The sequence below is a fragment of the Streptomyces sp. NPDC020731 genome (assembly GCF_044334705.1).
Lineage (GTDB): Bacteria > Actinomycetota > Actinomycetes > Streptomycetales > Streptomycetaceae > Streptomyces.
This window is the reverse complement of the sequence record NZ_JBIRTN010000005.1, coordinates 325169-340708: the sequence shown is the minus strand read 5'-3', so window position 1 is coordinate 340708 and position 15540 is coordinate 325169. Positions and strand designations below refer to the sequence as shown.

Here is a 15540-nt window from a genome sequence, read left to right as displayed (position 1 = left end):
CTCCCGGGCACGCTCCTACGGTGAGGGCGTGACGCCTTCCGCAGCCTCTTCCAGTCCCGGTGCGCCCGGCCTCGACATCCCGGCCGTGACGGTGACTCCGGGTGACATCGCCACCACCACCCTGACGGTGCGCAACGACAGCGACATCGTCGAGGCGTACGACCTGAGTGCCGTCGGGGACTGCGCCGCCTGGACCACGGTGGAACCGGCGCGCGTCTCCCTGTATCCCGGCACCTCCGAAACGGTGACGCTCCGTCTGGAGCCGCCGCGCTCCCCGGAGATCCGGGCCGGTGAGAAGCCCCTCGGCGTGCGGGTGCTGCCGAACGAGCACCCCGATTCGGTGCGGGTCCTCGAGACCACCGTGCACATAGGGGAGTTCCACGAGCTCCGGACCGAGCTGTCCCCGCGCCGCCGGCGCGGCTGGCTGCGCGGTCGCTACCGGCTGGCCGTACGCAACCAGGGCAACACCCCGGTGCAGGTGCGCTTCACCCCCGGACAGGCGGGCGAGGAGCTGGGGTTCGCCTTCGACCCGGTGGGGCCGAAACTGGAACCCGGTGAGTCGGCGGAGGTCGGACTGCGGGTCCGTACCGCCAAGCCGGTGTGGTTCGGCGACCCCGCGGTGTGGCCGTTCACCGTGGACACCACGGAGGCCGGCGACCAGGAGGAACCGGCAAAGGCCCGCCGGGACGATCCCGTCGTACGTCCGCCGCTGGACGCGGAGTTCGTCCAGATCCCGATCTTCCCCAAGTGGCTGCTGATACTGCTCGCCGCGCTGCTCGCGCTGCTGCTCGCCTGGTTCACGCTGGTCCGTCCCGCGGTGCGCAGCGCCGCCGAGGAGGCGGCCACCGAGGCGGTCCAGCCGCGGCCGACACCGGCCGGGGAGCAGGAGGCCGCCGGAGAGTCTCCCGGCACCGGCGCGGACAGCCGGCCCGGCGGCGGCCAGGAGTCGGGGGCGGCGACCGGGGCGGGCGGCGACGGAAGCGGCTCCTCGGCCGGGGGCGGCACCACGGTCGGCGGCCAGCAGAGCTCGGCGACCATCGACCTGAAGACGGGCACCGGGACGACGAGGACCGGTACCTACAAGGTGCCCGAGAACAGCGTCTTCGGGGTCACCGACATCGTCGTCGCCAACTTCCAGGGCGACGAGGGCGTGTTGACGATCAACTTCGGCGACCGCAAGATCACCACGATCGCGCTGGAGACGTTCCGCAACCAGGACTACCACTGGGTCACTCCCATCAAGATCCCCGAGAACGACACCGTGACCATCAGCGTGACCTGCGCGAAGCCCGGTACGCCGGCCACGGGCCGTCAGGCGTCGGAGTGCCACGAGGTCCTGAACGTGAGCGGAGTACTCAGTACCACCACGCAGTGAATCGGACGTTCTGCTTCCGAGTTCATCCTCGATCAGTGGTGGCTGCACCCGTAAAGCGCCGAAAGCCTTTCGGCCTGAAATCGATAACCTTGGTCTCAAAACCGGCATCCGGCCACAGGGGTCCCGCAGGGCACGGACCTCTGACGGGGTGCTGACGTGTGGCGGGTCACACGATCCGCCGCCCGCGCGCATCCGGCGTGGCCGTGTGCGCGTACCGGTCACCGGCGGTGTACGGTTCGACGTGGCCGCCGGCTCCGCGCCGAGGGCGACCGGTTCGACGGGGGCCGCGAAGGCGCCGTCGCCGAACGAGTGGGCGGCGAGGGCGAGTGGGTGACCACGGGTCACATGGGTGCGCTACGGGCGATTGGCGCCCGGGTTCTCGGGTTTCCCCGTGCCGTTGCCCTCACCACTGCCCGAGCCGTTGCCCGCGGTGCCCGCGTCATCGCCGGAGCCGTTGCCCGCGCTGCGCGTGGCGTTGCCGCCCGCGTCGCCCGGGGAGCCGTTTGCGGACCGGTCGGCCGAATGGTCGTCCTTCTCCTCCGGTGCCCCGGTGCTGACGGGCGGCCCTCCGGCCCCTGTCACCCGCTCGGCGCAGTAGGCGTCGACGTTCGCCGCGCCGCCCGCCGCCTCCGTCAGCTGCTTCCAGGCCGTCGAGTCCAGCGCCTTGCCACGCCCCCGCACCCGCTCGTAGGCGCGGCAGTGGGCCTCGGTGTCCCGGGCGTCCCCCGGACGGTCCGGGTCCGGCCGGTCGCCACCGGCGCCCGGGTCGGCCGAGCCGCCGGTGAACGGGCCGGTGGTGAACGGGCCCGTGGTACCGGTCGACGGGGCGTGGGTGCCCTTGCCGTCCTCCGCCGGACCGTCCGTGGACGAGCCCGCCGCGCCGATGCCGGCGACCGCGACCCCGCTCAGGGTGAGACCGGCGACCACCACGGAGAGCGTGGCCTTCAGCGAGTGGCGGCCGAGCCGGTTCCGACGGGTCCGCCAGTCGTCCCGGTGCCGGGTGCGCGCGCCGTGCGCCCCCCGACTCCCGGGCGGCCAGGAACGCGGCGACGGCCCGCTGTTCGGCCCCGGCGTCCACGCCGTGGCGGATCAGCGCGGCGGCGAGCAGCGCCTCCAGGTCGGCGTCGTCGACGACCCGGCGCCCGCCCGTGACGGAACCCGGGCCGCCTGGTCCGGGCGGCGCGCCCCTCTCCGGGTGCACACGCCGACGGCCGACCGGCCCGCCGTCGTTCTGCCGTTCACCCATGTCCGTTCCGTTCCTGCTCGTTCCACTCGATACCCGCGGCCCGTCCGGTCCACCGTGTCCGTGCGGGCCGGCCGCGTGGGTGGTGCCGCCCGGACCGACGGATACGTTCCGCATGTCCGGCCTGTTCAGCCGGCGGCCCTCGGGGGCCGCCGTGGGCCGCCGGGTGCGGGCGGCCCGGGTCGGACGTCGCCGCGCCGCCCGTCGTGTCCACCGCCCCGGCCGGCGTTCATGTCGACTCACCCAGCGTCCGCGACACCTCATCCGTCACACTCTCGACGGCGAGCTGCTTCGCCAGACGCCGCAGACCCCGGTACGCGGCCGTCCGTACCGCGCCCGGCCGCTTGCCGAGGACGCGGGCGGCGGCGGGACCGTCGAGGCCGACGACCACCCGCAGCAGCACGGCCTCGGCCTGGTCGCGCGGCAGCCCGCCGACCAGTTCGAGGGCGTACTCGGTGGACATGGCCTCCATGGCCTGGTCGTAGGTGCTCCCCGGACCGGGCAGGTCCAGGACGTCCTGTTCCAGTGTCGACGGCCGGGGCCGTACCCGCTGCCGGCGCAGATGGTCCAGCGCCCGGTGCCGGGCGATGGTCGCCGTCCAGCCCCGGAACCCGGCCCCGTCGCCCTTGAACCTCCCCAGGTCACGGGCTATCTCCAGCCAGGCGTCCGACATCACGTCCTCGGCGTCGTCCCCGACGAGCCCGCGCACATAGGCGAGCAGGCCCGGCTGCACGAGCCGGTAGGCCACGGCGAAGGCGGCCTCGTCCCCTTCCTGGGCCCGCGCGACGGCCGCACCCAGTTCCCCGTCGTACGCCTGTGCGCGGCGGGATTCCCCTCCGTGGCCCAAGAACTGTCCTCGTCCGTACCGAGCGCGTAGCGCACCGCCATCGCTTGGCGTGAGCACGCCCGACGGCGCCCACACCCTCACGGTCATCAGCGTCCGGCGCCACGAAAGTGTCACAGCTCGTCACACGCCTCACGCGGCACACGCGAGCGGAGACCGGTCCGCCCGTGGTGCACCTTGCCGACCGTGATCACCACGGGTCACGGACGTGGCGATCGCCACACGGCCAACTCATCGGACGCATACAACCTTTCGGTCTTTCGTACGTCCGTGAGGGTCCTCGGGGGATGCACGGGTCCGGTGACACCACGTGTGACGTTTGGCCCGCGCTTGGCGCTGGAGGAGTGCCACCTGTGGGACAGGTGGTGTCCATGTGCCTTTTCTAGGGGTGGGGTAGTTGAGTCCTCGCAGGACCCATGCGTACAAGCCGCTCAGCCTGAAACGACGGGCCTGGCTGACCGTCGGAGCCGTCGTACTCGGTGGCGCGGGTGTCGTCACGTACGCGGTGGCCGACCAGCCGTCCGCGCCGGCCGACCCACGGGCGAAGGCCCGCAAGCCGAGCATTCACACGCTGGAGCTGGAGAACCGGGGCGCGGGCCGCCGGGGCCTCGACCGGCAGGCCACGGAGCGCTTCAGCGCGGTGCTGGTGACCTGGGACAACCCGGAGGCGGACGCCAAGGGCACGCCCGAGGTGCGCACCCGGGACCTGGAGACCGGCAAGTGGTCCGGCTGGCAGACGCTGGAGGACGAGCCGAACCAGGCCGACGGCGCGGAGGGCGAGCGGGCGGCGACCCGCGGCGGTACGGCGTCGGTGTGGACCGACGACTCCGACGGCGTCGAGGTGCGCGTGGTGAACACCGACGGCACCCAGGTGGGCGGCCAGCCGGCCGGTATGGACGTCAAGCTCCTCGACCCGGGCACGGACCCCAAGGGCGCGCCGACGGTCGCGGCCATGGAGCCGGCCGCGTTCAGGGCGGAGACCACGGCGCCGGTGACCGCGGAGCCGACAAAGACCCCGGCCACCGAAACGCCGTCGGAGCCGCCCGCCACGGAGACGGCCACGCCCACGGACACGGCGTCCGCGGAGCCGACCGGCACCCCGTCCACCCCGTCGGAGACGGCCACGGACACCGTCTCCCCCGAGCCGACGCCCACCGTCCCCGAGCCCCGCCCGTCGACGGTCGTGAAGCCGCCGGTCATCACGCAGGCCGAGTGGGGCGCGTCCACGGACTACGACGGCACGCCGAGCTACGGCACCGAGATCAAGGCCGCCGTCGTCCACCACACCGGCGTCGACAGCGACAACAGCGTGTCCTGCGCCGACTCGCGGGCCCGGATGCGCTCCATCCAGCAGGAGCACTTCGCGCGCGGCTACTACGACATCGGCTACAACTTCGTCGTCGACCGCTGCGGGCAGATCTTCGAGGGCCGCAGCGGCGGCATGGACCTGCCGGTGGTCGGCGCGCACGACGTCGGCTTCAACACCGACACGCTCGGCATCTCGTACATAGGCAACTTCGAGAGCGCCCACCCGAGCCGGGCCGCGCTGGACTCGATCGCGCGGGTCGTCGCCTGGAAGTTCGGCATGTACGGCATCGACCCGGCCGGCAAGGTCACGCTGACCTCCGGCACGGAGGCCGGCGTCACCGGCAACAGGATCGACAAGGGCGAGTCGGTCACCCTCCCGCGGGTCTTCGGCCACCGGGACACCAACTACACGGCCTGCCCCGGCGCGAACCTGTACCCGAAGCTGTCGCGCATCGCCGCGCTCGCCAAGGCCCCGGGCGTCTCGCACGCCCTGGCCACCTCGGACCACAACCGGGACGGCCTCGCCGACCTGGTCGCCGGCACCCCGAAGGCCTCGGGCGGCGGCAGCGTGACCGTGATCCCCGGCGGGCTGAACGGCCCGGTCACCGGCGCCAGGAAGACGATCACCCAGAGCAGCGCCGGCGTCCCCGGCTCCAACGAGTCCGGTGACGCCTTCGGCACCTCCACCGCCTGGGGCGACGTCAACGGCGACGGGTACGCCGACCTCGCGATCGGCATCCCCGGGGAGAACGACACCAGCGGCCACACCGACCGCGGCGGGGTCGCGGTGATGTACGGCCCGGAGCTGAACACCGGCTTCTCGTACGGCACGACGGGTGTCACGGAGACCGGCGCCAGGTTCGGCACCACGGTCGCCGTCGGCGACTTCAACGGTGACGGCAAGGCGGACGTGTTCGCGGCCGGCACCGGCCGGGGCGGCAACTGGAACGCCCGTCACACCGGCGGCGCCACCAAGTACGGCACGCTCACCGGCGCCACGGGCGCCGTCTCCTACCTGGACGCCGCGAGCGGCGACTTCAACCGGGACGGCTACGCGGACATCGCCCTCAACTACCGCGACACCGGCGGCATCGGCCGGGTCGTCCGTTTCGCGGGCTCCGCGTCCGGCCTCACCAAGGCGGGTGTCCTCTCCGTCAAGGGCGGGCGCTCCATCGCCGCGGGCGACTTCAACGGCAACGGCTACGACGACATCGTCATCGGCCAGCCGGTGGCCGCCGAGTCCGGCGGTTCGACGCCGGGCGGGCGGATCACCATGGTCCCGGGCACCTCGTCCGGGTTCACCACCACCGGCATGAGGACCCTCCACCAGGACACCTCCGGCGTCCCCGGCGGCAACGAGTCCGGTGACGCGCTGGGCACCTCGGTGTCGGCCGGCGACTTCAACAGCGACGGTTACGCGGACGTCCTGGCCGGCGCCCCCGGCGAGGACCTCACCCGCAGCGGCGGCAACCGCAAGGACGCGGGCCAGGCGCTCCTGTTCCGCGGCGGCTCCTCCGGCCTCACCGGCTCCGGCGCGGTGGGCGTCTCCCAGGACACCTCCGGCATCCCCGGCTCCACGGAGTCCGGTGACCGGTTCGGTTCCGCGGTGTCCCTGACGGACCTGTCCGGTTACGGCCGCGCGGACCTGACGGTCGGGGCCGAGGGCGAGGACACGGCGGACGGCGTGCTCCTGTACCTGCCGAGCAACAGCTCGAGCCTCGGCTACGGCGACTCGTACGTCTTCGGGAAGGGCACCCTCGGCCTGGCGGCGGACGTGCGGATCGGGCAGACGCTGACGCCGTAACACCGCATCACTGGTACGACGACGGCCGGGGTCCCGCGCGCCATGCGGGGCCCCGGCCGTTCCGTGTCCGTCGCGGGCCACCGCCCGGCCATGATCAGCCGGGCGTCCGGCCCGGCGGAACCGGCCGCCGGGAGCACGACGAGCAGCCTCGCCGTCCCGTCGTCCTTCCCGACCGCCGGGCGGATCGTCCGCCGGGGCTCCTTCGCCAGGTGGTCCCCGGCCGTCCGTGGTCATCGACGGCGGAGGACCGGTCGGCTCACCGCGCCACGGCGCCCGGAACCGTCACACCGCGGGGTGCCGGGCTACGGGCGCGGTCCCCCGTCGGAGGCGTCCCGGCACAGCAGGCGGAGGGAGCCGTCGCCCGTGTAGCAGCGGCGGGCCTCGTCGATGGGGTCCCAGAGACTGCCGTCGGGGGTGCGGACCCAGTGGTCGCCGCCGGAGGACCACCACTCGCCGCCGGCCTGACGGGCGATCACCTCCCCGGCGTAGGCACCGAATCCGCGCAGCACCAGTTCCACGGCGGCGAACGGGGCCGCCTCCTGGCGTATGTCCTCGATCATCCGGTCGACGCTCCACAGACTGCGCGCCGAGTAGTCGAGGCGCAGCCGTGCTCCTTCGCGCATCGCCGCCACCGCGTCCGCCGCCCAGCGGACCGGCTTGGTGGCGGCCGAGGGCCTGGTCTCCTGCTGTGTGGTCACAGTCGTCGCAGTCGTCACATCCTGGTAAGCGTCCCGGAGAAGCGTTTCATCACCCTGCCGCGCGGGGCGAGGGCCTCAGCCGTCCCTGCGGCTGCGGCGGGACACCACGGCGCGCAGTACCCGGCGTCCCTCCGTCGAGACCTCGAGGGCTCCGCGCAGACCCCCCGGGCCGTGGGCGGCGAGGAGTTCCAGGACCGCGAGCTGGCGGCGCAGCTCGGCGGCGAGCAGCGGTGACAGGCCGTCGGGGCGGCCGTCACGGCAGGCGTCGGCGAGGCCGCGGCCGTCGTCGGCGCCGTCCAGCAGCCGGTGGATCCGCAGCGCGGCGACGGAGCAGTCGTCGGCCCACTCCCGCAGTCCGGCGGCGGACCGCCCGGCGGGGGCGCCTGCGAGCATCCGGCGCACGAGCGTCACGGCCTCGTCCGCGCCGTCGGCCGCCGCGTCCAGCGCGCCGCGGGCCTGCTCCAGCCGCTGTGCCCAGTCACCGGCGGGCGCGGCCTCCGCGAGGCTCGCCCACAGCGGCCGCAGCACCTCGTCGTCGCCGCCCAGCAGCGGCACGCACCGATCCAAACAAGCCAACCCGCTCACGGCCAGTCCGCGCTCGTCGGCCTGTGCGATCAGTTCCACCAGGCTCATGCACGCCTCCTCAAGGAATGTTCACGGACCCCCGGACGGGGACCCTCACGTGCCCCATCCCTCACGGAGCCCGCATTTCCCCTTACTGCGCGCGACGGGCCAGGAGTGTCACAGGGGCACCACGCCGAGCCGGTCGAGCAGGCGGAAGAAGAGGTTTTCGGCCATCGGGCCGGGGTCCGCGGTCAACACCCCGACCAGCTCCTCGGCGGAGGCGGTGCGCCCCGCCTCCTCGGCCCAGAAGACGGCCCGTTCGGCGGCGTCGGAGGGCTCCAGGAAGTAGTCCTCCAGCGTGAGCCCCTCCTGCTGCCCCTCGAGGTGAGCGGCCATGTGGGCCCGCGCCAGACAGGTCGTCCACGCCCCGCTCTCCGGTGACGCGGCCTCCACCACCACGCAGTCGCTGTCCATGACGTAGCCGAACAGCGCGGGCGCGCCGGTCTCCCGGGCCAGGTCGTTCATGTTCCCGATGTCGCCCTGCCCGCCCGGGTACTCCCACACCTGCCAGCCGTCGGGCGCCGAGGCGTGCAGGGTCATGCCCCCGGCCGCACCGGCCAGCGTGTCCAGTTCGGCGAGCGGCCGCTCCCCACGGCCCACCACGAAATACCCCCAGTAGCCCATGTGCTGGTGTTCCCCCCGGTCTCACGGTTCGGCTCCGCCAGAACACCACCACAGCCGTACGGGAGTCCGCAGCCGTATGCGGCAATCCGCGCCGCGCCGAGGCCCGGCCCCAGGGCCCGGTCAGTCCAGCTCGCCCGCCAGGTTCCGGAACTGCGCCCAGGACAGTTCCGGTTCGTCCGGGTCCCAGAGCTTCTGGACGGTCGCCCGCAGCGGCAGCCGGATCCCGTCCGCGACCTGGTCCTGGGTCTGGGCCCGGGGGATGTCGCCCCAGACGGCGAGGGACCCGCCGAGGATCTGGTCGTCGTACCGGTCCGGGACGGCGGTGGTGCCGCGCAGCACCAGCGGCGTCCACTGCTCGTAGATCCGCTCGCCCGTCGGATAGACGAAGGTCAGGGGCTCCCCGAGCACGTAGTAGAGGAACTCGTCGTTGTAGTTGATGACCTCGCGGCCCTCGCTCAGGTACTCCGCCGGCTGCCGGGCGCCGATCTCCTTGCCGGTCCAGTAGGCGACCTGGATGTCCTTGGCGGCCCGCACCGACCCGCCCCGGAAGAAGCCGTCGTTCCAGGCGCGGGGCGTGCGGTCGTGGGCGCGGACCGTGGCGGCCCGGTCGCCCAGCCAGCCCGTGGTCAGGTCCTCCACGGTCGCGCCGGAGCCGTACTTCTCCCGCGCGGCGGCGGCCAGGCCCGGGAACGACGCCTCGGGGTCGGGCACCACCAGCGCCTGGTACTCGTCGGCGCCGAGGTGCCACTGTCCGCCGGGGAAGAGTCCGGCGTACTCGTCCAGCAGGTCGTCGACGATCTCGGCGGACCCGGGCTTCGAGATGTCGATGGCGCCGCGCACCGCGCCGCCGTTCACGTCGCGCAGCTGGAGGTCCGGATGGGCGGCGATGACCGCGCCCAGGTGTCCAGGCGAGTCGATCTCGGGGACGACGGTGATGTGCCGGCTCTCCGCGAGGTCGACGATCTTCTTGACCTGTGCCTTGGTGAGGTGGTCCGCGGACACGATCTCCGGGTGCGATTCCGACTCGACGCGGAAGCCCTGGTCGTCGGAGAAGTGCAGGCCGATCTCGTTGAACTTCAGATCACCGAGTTCGCGGATCCGGTCCTCGATCCAGCCGGCGGTGTAGTGCTTGCGCGCCATGTCCAGCATCAGCCCGCGCCGCTGCTTGGCGGGCTCGTCGCGCACCACGCCCTCGGGGGCGGTGCCGGCCCCCTTGATCTCCTGCTTGAGCGTGCGGGTCCCGTAGAACACGCCCGTCTCGCCGGGGGCGCCGACGGTCACCCGCCCGTCCCGCACGGTCATCGTGTACGACTCGGGGTTCGCGCCCGCGTCCCGGTTCAGCTCCAGCCGCAGGTCCCCGGCCCGCTCGTCGCCCTTCTCCCCCGCGTACGCCAGTCCCAGCTCGCCGGCTATCAGGCGTCCCTCGTCGGCCAGCGCGGGATCGTCCACGACCACCCGGTGGTCCCGCGCGGGGCGCCAGCCGGGGCCGCGCTCCGCGGTGTGGTCGCGTACGGCGGGTATGGTGCGCGGCGCCTCGGACAGCGGGTAGGTACGACCGGGGCTCGGACCCGGGCTCTCCCCCCTCGTCCCGGCCGCCTCGTCCGAACCGCCGGGGCTCTCCGCGGAGGACGCCGCCGTCGAGCCCGCGGACCCTCCGTCGTCGCCCGAGGCCGCCCAGAGGCCGAGGCCCACGCCGGACGCGGCCACCAGCGCGCCCGCGGCGACGGCGCCGGTCAGCGCCCGTCGCCGCCGCACCGTCCCCGCCGCCGCGCGGCGTCCGTGCTGCCTGTGCTGCCTGTGCCGACTCACCCAGCCAACGTACGACCCGAACGGGTGAAGGGTGTCGGTGAGCCGTCCTTAAACTCTGCCGTCCGGGTGAATTCGGGGGACCGATCGGACACGTCTCGGACTCACTCGATAACGTGACGTCACAACTCTCACAGCATCTTCCACCGACACACACGCGACGCCCACGAGGACCCACGCTGCCTGCGCACCGTCTCCCAGACCTCCCCGGTCGAGTCGCCATACCCGGACAGTCCCGCGGCACGTCCGGCGCCCCGTCCGCGCTGGAGCGGTTCAACACCGCTCCCGCCGAGGACGCCGAGCGCGCCCTTCTGGCCTGTCTGCGCAGCCCGCGCTGGGCCCTGCGCCTCTCCGGCCACCGCCCCTACCCCGATCCGCCGTCCCTCCTGGCGGCCTCCGACGAGGCGGCGTACGACCTCTCCCCCGAGGAGCTGACGGAGGCCCTGGCGGCGGAGTCCCTCCCCGCCCTCCCCGACGACACCTACTCCGCCGCCCACACGGCCCTGACCGCGGCCCACACGGCGTACGAGGCCAAGTTCGGCCACGTCTTCGTCATCTGCCTGGACGGCGTCCCCGAGGAGGAGACCCTGGGCCGGGTACTGGAGAGCATCCGGTCACGATTGGCGAACGATCCGGACGAGGAACGGACGGTGGCGGCGGAAGAACTCCGGCGCCTGGCACGGGCCAGACTGGTGAACACGCTCAGGTGAGCACCCTCGGGGTGCGGAGCCGCGCCGGTCTGCGACTCCGCCGCGTGGACGCGACCGACCACGACGGCGCCACGCCCGGCACACAACCGGACACTTCCTCCCGGATGCCGCCCCGATAGCCCGTAAGCGTGCCAGTTCGATCACACCGGCAGGCCCGCTGTAAGCACCGCGGGCAACCGTCGCTAACATGCTGGGGGCCGGTGGACCGTACCCGGCCGGGCCCGACCGACAAGGAAAGCCGGCGCGGCCCCGAACCCCGCTCCCGGAGGAAACTTCCGTGCCGGCTGGAACGCTGTACCGCGGCCGGGAAGGAATGTGGTCCTGGGTGGCTCACCGAGTCACCGGCGTCCTCATCTTCTTCTTCCTGTTCGTCCACGTGCTGGACACCGCTCTCGTGCGGGTGTCCCCCGAGGCCTACGACACCGTCGTGGCCACGTACAAGACGCCGATCGTCGCGCTGCTGGAGTACGGCCTCGTCGCCGCCGTCCTGTTCCACGCGCTCAACGGCCTGCGTGTCATCGCCGTCGACTTCTGGGTCAAGGGCGCCCGCTACCAGAAGCAGATGCTCTGGACCGTCGTCGCCCTGTGGCTCGTGCTGATGCTGGGGGCGATCTACCCCGTGCTCGGCCACGCCGCTCGTGAACTGTTCGGGAGCTGACACCCATGTCCACGACTGACACCACCGCCTCGGGCATCGGCCCCGTCGAGGGCGGATCGCTCTACTCCGTCGACAACCCGGCGCCGGTCATCGAGCCCCCGCGCAAGCGGACCAAGAAGAGCCCGAAGAGCACGCGCGGCAACTTCGAGATGGCCGCCTGGCTGTTCATGCGCCTGTCCGGCGTCGTCCTGGTCGTCCTCGTCATCGGCCACCTGCTGATCCAGCTGGTGCTGGACGGCGGCGTCTCCAAGATCGGCTTCGCCTTCGTGGCCGGCCGCTGGGCCTCACCGTTCTGGCAGGTCTGGGACCTGCTGATGCTGTGGCTGGCGATGCTGCACGGCGCCAACGGCCTGCGTACGGTCATCAACGACTACGCGGAGCGGCCGAACACCCGGCTGTGGCTCAAGGGCCTGCTCTACACCGCCACGGTGTTCACCATCCTGCTGGGCACGCTGGTGATCTTCACCTTCGACCCGAACATCCGCTAGGCACGGGGCTGCGAAACTCATGAAGGTACACAAGTACGACACCGTCATCGTCGGCGCCGGTGGCGCGGGCATGCGCGCGGCCATCGAGTCGACGAAGCGCAGCCGCACGGCCGTCCTGACGAAGCTCTACCCCACCCGCTCCCACACGGGCGCGGCGCAGGGCGGCATGGCCGCCGCGCTGGCCAACGTGGAGGAGGACAACTGGGAGTGGCACACCTTCGACACGGTCAAGGGCGGTGACTACCTGGTCGACCAGGACGCCGCCGAGATCCTGGCGAAGGAGGCCATCGACTCGGTCCTCGACCTGGAGAAGATGGGCCTGCCGTTCAACCGGACCCCGGACGGCACCATCGACCAGCGCCGCTTCGGCGGGCACAGCCGCAACCACGGCGAGGCCCCGGTCCGCCGGTCCTGCTACGCGGCCGACCGCACCGGTCACATGATCCTCCAGACGCTGTACCAGAACTGCGTCAAGGAGGGCGTGGAGTTCTTCAACGAGTTCTACGTCCTGGACCAGCTGATCACCGAGGTCGACGGCGTCAAGAAGTCGGCCGGTGTGGTCGCGTACGAGCTGGCGACCGGCGAGATCCACGTCTTCCAGGCGAAGTCCGTGATCTACGCGTCCGGCGGCACCGGCAAGTTCTTCAAGGTGACGTCGAACGCGCACACGCTGACCGGTGACGGCCAGGCCGCCGTGTACCGGCGCGGGCTGCCGCTGGAGGACATGGAGTTCTTCCAGTTCCACCCGACCGGCATCTGGCGCATGGGCATCCTGCTGACGGAGGGCGCCCGCGGTGAGGGCGGCATCCTCCGCAACAAGGACGGCGAGCGCTTCATGGAGAAGTACGCGCCGGTCATGAAGGACCTCGCCTCGCGTGACGTCGTCTCGCGCTCCATCTACACGGAGATCCGCGAGGGCCGCGGCTGCGGTCCCGAGGGCGACCACGTCTACCTGGACCTCACGCACCTCCCGCCGGAGCAGCTGGACGCCAAGCTGCCCGACATCACGGAGTTCGCGCGGACCTACCTCGGCATCGAGCCGTACACGGACCCGATCCCGATCCAGCCCACGGCGCACTACGCGATGGGCGGCATCCCGACCAACGTCGAGGGTCAGGTCCTCATCGACAACACCACCGTCGTACCGGGCCTGTACGCGGCCGGCGAGGTCGCCTGTGTGTCCGTGCACGGCGCCAACCGTCTGGGCACCAACTCGCTGCTGGATATCAACGTGTTCGGCAAGCGGGCCGGCATCTCGGCCGCGGACTACTCCCAGCGGGCCGACTTCGTCGAGCTGCCGGAGAACCCGGAGTCCCTGGTCGTCGAGCAGATCGAGCGGCTGCGGTCCTCCACCGGCACCGAGCGGGTGGCCACCATCCGCCGTGAGCTGCAGGAGACCATGGACGCCAACGTCATGGTGTTCCGCACCGAGCAGACGATCAAGACGGCGGTCGAGAAGATCGCCGAGCTGCGCGAGCGCTACAAGAACGTCGCCATCCAGGACAAGGGCAAGCGGTTCAACACCGACCTCCTCGAGGCCATCGAACTGGGCAACCTGCTCGACCTGGCCGAGGTCATGGCCGTCTCCGCGCTGGCCCGCAAGGAGTCCCGCGGCGGTCACTACCGCGAGGACTACCCGAACCGCGACGACGTCAACTTCATGCGTCACACGATGGCGTACCGCGAGGTCGGCGCCGACGGCACCGAGACCGTCCGTCTGGACTACAAGCCGGTCGTCCAGACCCGCTACCAGCCGATGGAGCGTAAGTACTGATGGCTACCCCTGTTCTGGACAAGGCGGACGCGGCCGGTTCCCCCGGGCCCGGTTTCGCCGACTCCCCGTACATCACCGTCACGATGCGGATCCGCCGGTTCAACCCGGAGGTCTCGGCCGAGGCGGTCTGGGAAGACTTCCAGCTGGAGATCGACCCCAAGGAGCGTGTCCTCGACGCGCTGCACAAGATCAAGTGGGATCTGGACGGCACGCTGACCTTCCGCCGTTCCTGCGCCCACGGCATCTGCGGCTCCGACGCCATGCGGATCAACGGCAAGAACCGCCTGGCGTGCAAGACGCTGATCAAGGACATCAACCCCGAGAAGCCGATCACGGTCGAGGCCATCAAGGGCCTGACGGTCCTGAAGGACCTGGTCGTGGACATGGAGCCGTTCTTCCAGGCGTACCGGGACGTGATGCCCTTCCTGATCACGAAGGACACCAACGAGCCGACGCGCGAGCGGCTGCAGTCCGCGGAGGACCGCGAGCGCTTCGACGACACGACCAAGTGCATCCTGTGCGCCGCCTGCACGTCCTCGTGCCCGGTGTTCTGGAACGACGGGCAGTACTTCGGCCCGGCGGCCATCGTCAACGCGCACCGCTTCATCTTCGACTCGCGTGACGAGGCCGGCGAGCAGCGCCTGGAGATCCTCAACGACCGCGACGGCGTCTGGCGCTGCCGCACGACCTTCAACTGCACGGACGCCTGCCCGCGCGGCATCGAGGTCACCAAGGCGATCGCGGAAGTGAAGCGTGCGCTGATCACGCGCCGCTACTGAGGTACGTCGCCGTACGTCCGTGAGGGCCCCGTCTCCGCCGGAGACGGGGCCCTCAGGCATATGCCACACGTTCGGGTGAACGCGGTCGAGACGGACGTGGGGGCGCTTCCCGCCCTACGATGATGGTCTCGACACCAGCCCCTGGGAGGCACGCGATGTCCGCAGCATCCGTCGAGCGGCCCCACGACGAACGTCCCCTGATCGCGGAGGCGAACCGTCTCATGGACCGCCTTCCGGGCTACCGCGTCGAGATCATCGGAGGCCAGCTCCTCGTGACCCCGCCACCGGACGGCCCGCACGCCCGAGCACTGACCAAACTCATGCGCCCGTTCATCACGGCGGGCCTTGACGACGGCGAGACCGAAGTGCTCCAAGGCATCGGCCTCTGGCTGCCCACCGACACCGAGGACTACTCCCTCCCGGACCTCGCCGTGGTGGACGCCGACTTCGACGACCACCTCGTCGAGAACAACTCCTACGACCCGGTCTGCTTCCGCCTCGTCCTGGAAGTCACCTCCAGCAACTGGAAGAACGACCTGAAGACCAAGGTCGCCGCCTACGCCGAGGCAAAGATCCCGGTCTACGTCATCGTCGACCGCAAGCACCAGCGGCTTCATGTCCTGACCGACCCGGTCGAGAACGAGTACGCCGGCCACCGCTTCCACTCCCCCGGCCAGCAGGTCACCCTCCCCGACTCCATCGGCGCCAAGGTCACCCTGGACGTGGCCGAGATCCTCCGGGCCGGGCAGCCCCGCAAGGCCGACTGAGCCGCACACCGGGCTCGGCCGATCCGTGACGCACCCCA

At 71.7% G+C, this 15540-nt stretch carries 14 protein-coding genes; 8 read left to right on the top strand and 6 right to left on the bottom strand.

Going from position 1 to position 15540, the window contains the following annotated elements; all coding sequences use genetic code 11:
* Positions 1 to 28: 28 nt before the first annotated feature.
* Complete coding sequence (locus ACH4VX_RS10505) at positions 29 to 1375, top strand: hydrolytic protein (RefSeq protein WP_398366949.1); 1347 nt, start codon at positions 29 to 31, stop codon at positions 1373 to 1375.
* Between the two features lie 354 nt (positions 1376 to 1729).
* Here the strand turns inward: ACH4VX_RS10505 and ACH4VX_RS10500 are convergent, their stop codons facing one another.
* Together ACH4VX_RS10500 and ACH4VX_RS10495 are read right to left on the bottom strand one after the other, a co-directional pair.
* Complete coding sequence (locus ACH4VX_RS10500) at positions 1730 to 2302, bottom strand: hypothetical protein (protein WP_398366948.1); 573 nt, start codon at positions 2300 to 2302, stop codon at positions 1730 to 1732.
* 545 nt (positions 2303 to 2847) lie between these two features.
* Positions 2848 to 3465: an RNA polymerase sigma factor gene (locus tag ACH4VX_RS10495; protein ID WP_398366947.1), complete on the bottom strand. Its 618-nt coding sequence runs from the start codon at positions 3463 to 3465 to the stop codon at positions 2848 to 2850.
* Between the two features lie 394 nt (positions 3466 to 3859).
* Here ACH4VX_RS10495 and ACH4VX_RS10490 point away from each other — a divergent pair, with 394 nt between their 5' ends.
* Positions 3860 to 6574, top strand: a complete 2715-nt coding sequence (locus tag ACH4VX_RS10490) for an FG-GAP-like repeat-containing protein (RefSeq protein ID WP_398366946.1) — start codon at positions 3860 to 3862, stop codon at positions 6572 to 6574.
* Positions 6575 to 6876: 302 nt separating this feature from the next.
* Here the strand turns inward: ACH4VX_RS10490 and ACH4VX_RS10485 are convergent, their stop codons facing one another.
* The 4 genes from ACH4VX_RS10485 to ACH4VX_RS10470 all read right to left on the bottom strand — a co-directional run bounded on the left by ACH4VX_RS10485 (position 6877) and on the right by ACH4VX_RS10470 (position 10257).
* The gene (locus ACH4VX_RS10485) at positions 6877 to 7272 is read right to left on the bottom strand and encodes a hypothetical protein (RefSeq protein ID WP_398366945.1); all 396 of its coding nucleotides are present in this window, start codon (positions 7270 to 7272) and stop codon (positions 6877 to 6879) included.
* A 75-nt stretch (positions 7273 to 7347) separates the two neighbouring features.
* Complete coding sequence (locus tag ACH4VX_RS10480) at positions 7348 to 7905, bottom strand: hypothetical protein (protein ID WP_398366944.1); 558 nt, start codon at positions 7903 to 7905, stop codon at positions 7348 to 7350.
* A 108-nt stretch (positions 7906 to 8013) separates the two neighbouring features.
* Complete coding sequence (locus ACH4VX_RS10475) at positions 8014 to 8520, bottom strand: hypothetical protein (protein ID WP_398366943.1); 507 nt, start codon at positions 8518 to 8520, stop codon at positions 8014 to 8016.
* A gap of 120 nt (positions 8521 to 8640) precedes the next feature.
* Positions 8641 to 10257 carry a glycoside hydrolase family 20 protein gene (locus tag ACH4VX_RS10470; RefSeq protein ID WP_398366997.1) on the bottom strand — a complete coding sequence of 539 codons (1617 nt, stop codon included), beginning with the start codon at positions 10255 to 10257 and terminating at the stop codon, positions 8641 to 8643.
* A 185-nt stretch (positions 10258 to 10442) separates the two neighbouring features.
* Between ACH4VX_RS10470 and ACH4VX_RS10465 the strand changes: the two genes are divergently transcribed.
* The 6 genes from ACH4VX_RS10465 to ACH4VX_RS10440 all read left to right on the top strand — a co-directional run bounded on the left by ACH4VX_RS10465 (position 10443) and on the right by ACH4VX_RS10440 (position 15502).
* Positions 10443 to 11036, top strand: coding sequence for a 2-oxo-4-hydroxy-4-carboxy-5-ureidoimidazoline decarboxylase (locus tag ACH4VX_RS10465; protein WP_398366942.1), 594 nt, complete (start codon positions 10443 to 10445; stop codon positions 11034 to 11036).
* A 277-nt stretch (positions 11037 to 11313) separates the two neighbouring features.
* Entirely contained in the window at positions 11314 to 11694 is a 381-nt protein-coding gene (gene sdhC / locus ACH4VX_RS10460) for a succinate dehydrogenase, cytochrome b556 subunit (protein ID WP_390814822.1), read from the top strand.
* 5 nt (positions 11695 to 11699) lie between these two features.
* Positions 11700 to 12182 carry a succinate dehydrogenase hydrophobic membrane anchor subunit gene (locus tag ACH4VX_RS10455; protein WP_398366941.1) on the top strand — a complete coding sequence of 161 codons (483 nt, stop codon included), beginning with the start codon at positions 11700 to 11702 and terminating at the stop codon, positions 12180 to 12182.
* A 19-nt stretch (positions 12183 to 12201) separates the two neighbouring features.
* Complete coding sequence (sdhA, locus tag ACH4VX_RS10450; RefSeq protein ID WP_398366940.1) at positions 12202 to 13956, top strand: succinate dehydrogenase flavoprotein subunit; 1755 nt, start codon at positions 12202 to 12204, stop codon at positions 13954 to 13956.
* The gene (locus tag ACH4VX_RS10445) at positions 13956 to 14735 is read left to right on the top strand and encodes a succinate dehydrogenase iron-sulfur subunit (protein WP_384706574.1); all 780 of its coding nucleotides are present in this window, start codon (positions 13956 to 13958) and stop codon (positions 14733 to 14735) included. Before sdhA ends, ACH4VX_RS10445 begins: the two co-directional genes overlap by 1 nt.
* Positions 14736 to 14890: 155 nt before the next feature.
* The gene (locus ACH4VX_RS10440; protein WP_398366939.1) at positions 14891 to 15502 is read left to right on the top strand and encodes a Uma2 family endonuclease; all 612 of its coding nucleotides are present in this window, start codon (positions 14891 to 14893) and stop codon (positions 15500 to 15502) included.
* Positions 15503 to 15540 lie beyond the last annotated feature (38 nt).

Bases quoted from the DNA above. Each gene is read 5' to 3' on its own strand.
- ACH4VX_RS10480 (WP_398366944.1), bottom strand. From the start codon at position 7,905: ATGAGCCTGGTGGAACTGATCGCACAGGCCGACGAGCGCGGACTGGCC.
- ACH4VX_RS10475 (WP_398366943.1), bottom strand. From the start codon at position 8,520: ATGGGCTACTGGGGGTATTTCGTGGTGGGCCGTGGGGAGCGGCCGCTC.
- ACH4VX_RS10455 (WP_398366941.1), top strand. From the start codon at position 11,700: ATGTCCACGACTGACACCACCGCCTCGGGCATCGGCCCCGTCGAGGGC.
- sdhA (WP_398366940.1), top strand. From the start codon at position 12,202: ATGAAGGTACACAAGTACGACACCGTCATCGTCGGCGCCGGTGGCGCG.
- ACH4VX_RS10445 (WP_384706574.1), top strand. From the start codon at position 13,956: ATGGCTACCCCTGTTCTGGACAAGGCGGACGCGGCCGGTTCCCCCGGG.
- ACH4VX_RS10440 (WP_398366939.1), top strand. From the start codon at position 14,891: ATGTCCGCAGCATCCGTCGAGCGGCCCCACGACGAACGTCCCCTGATC.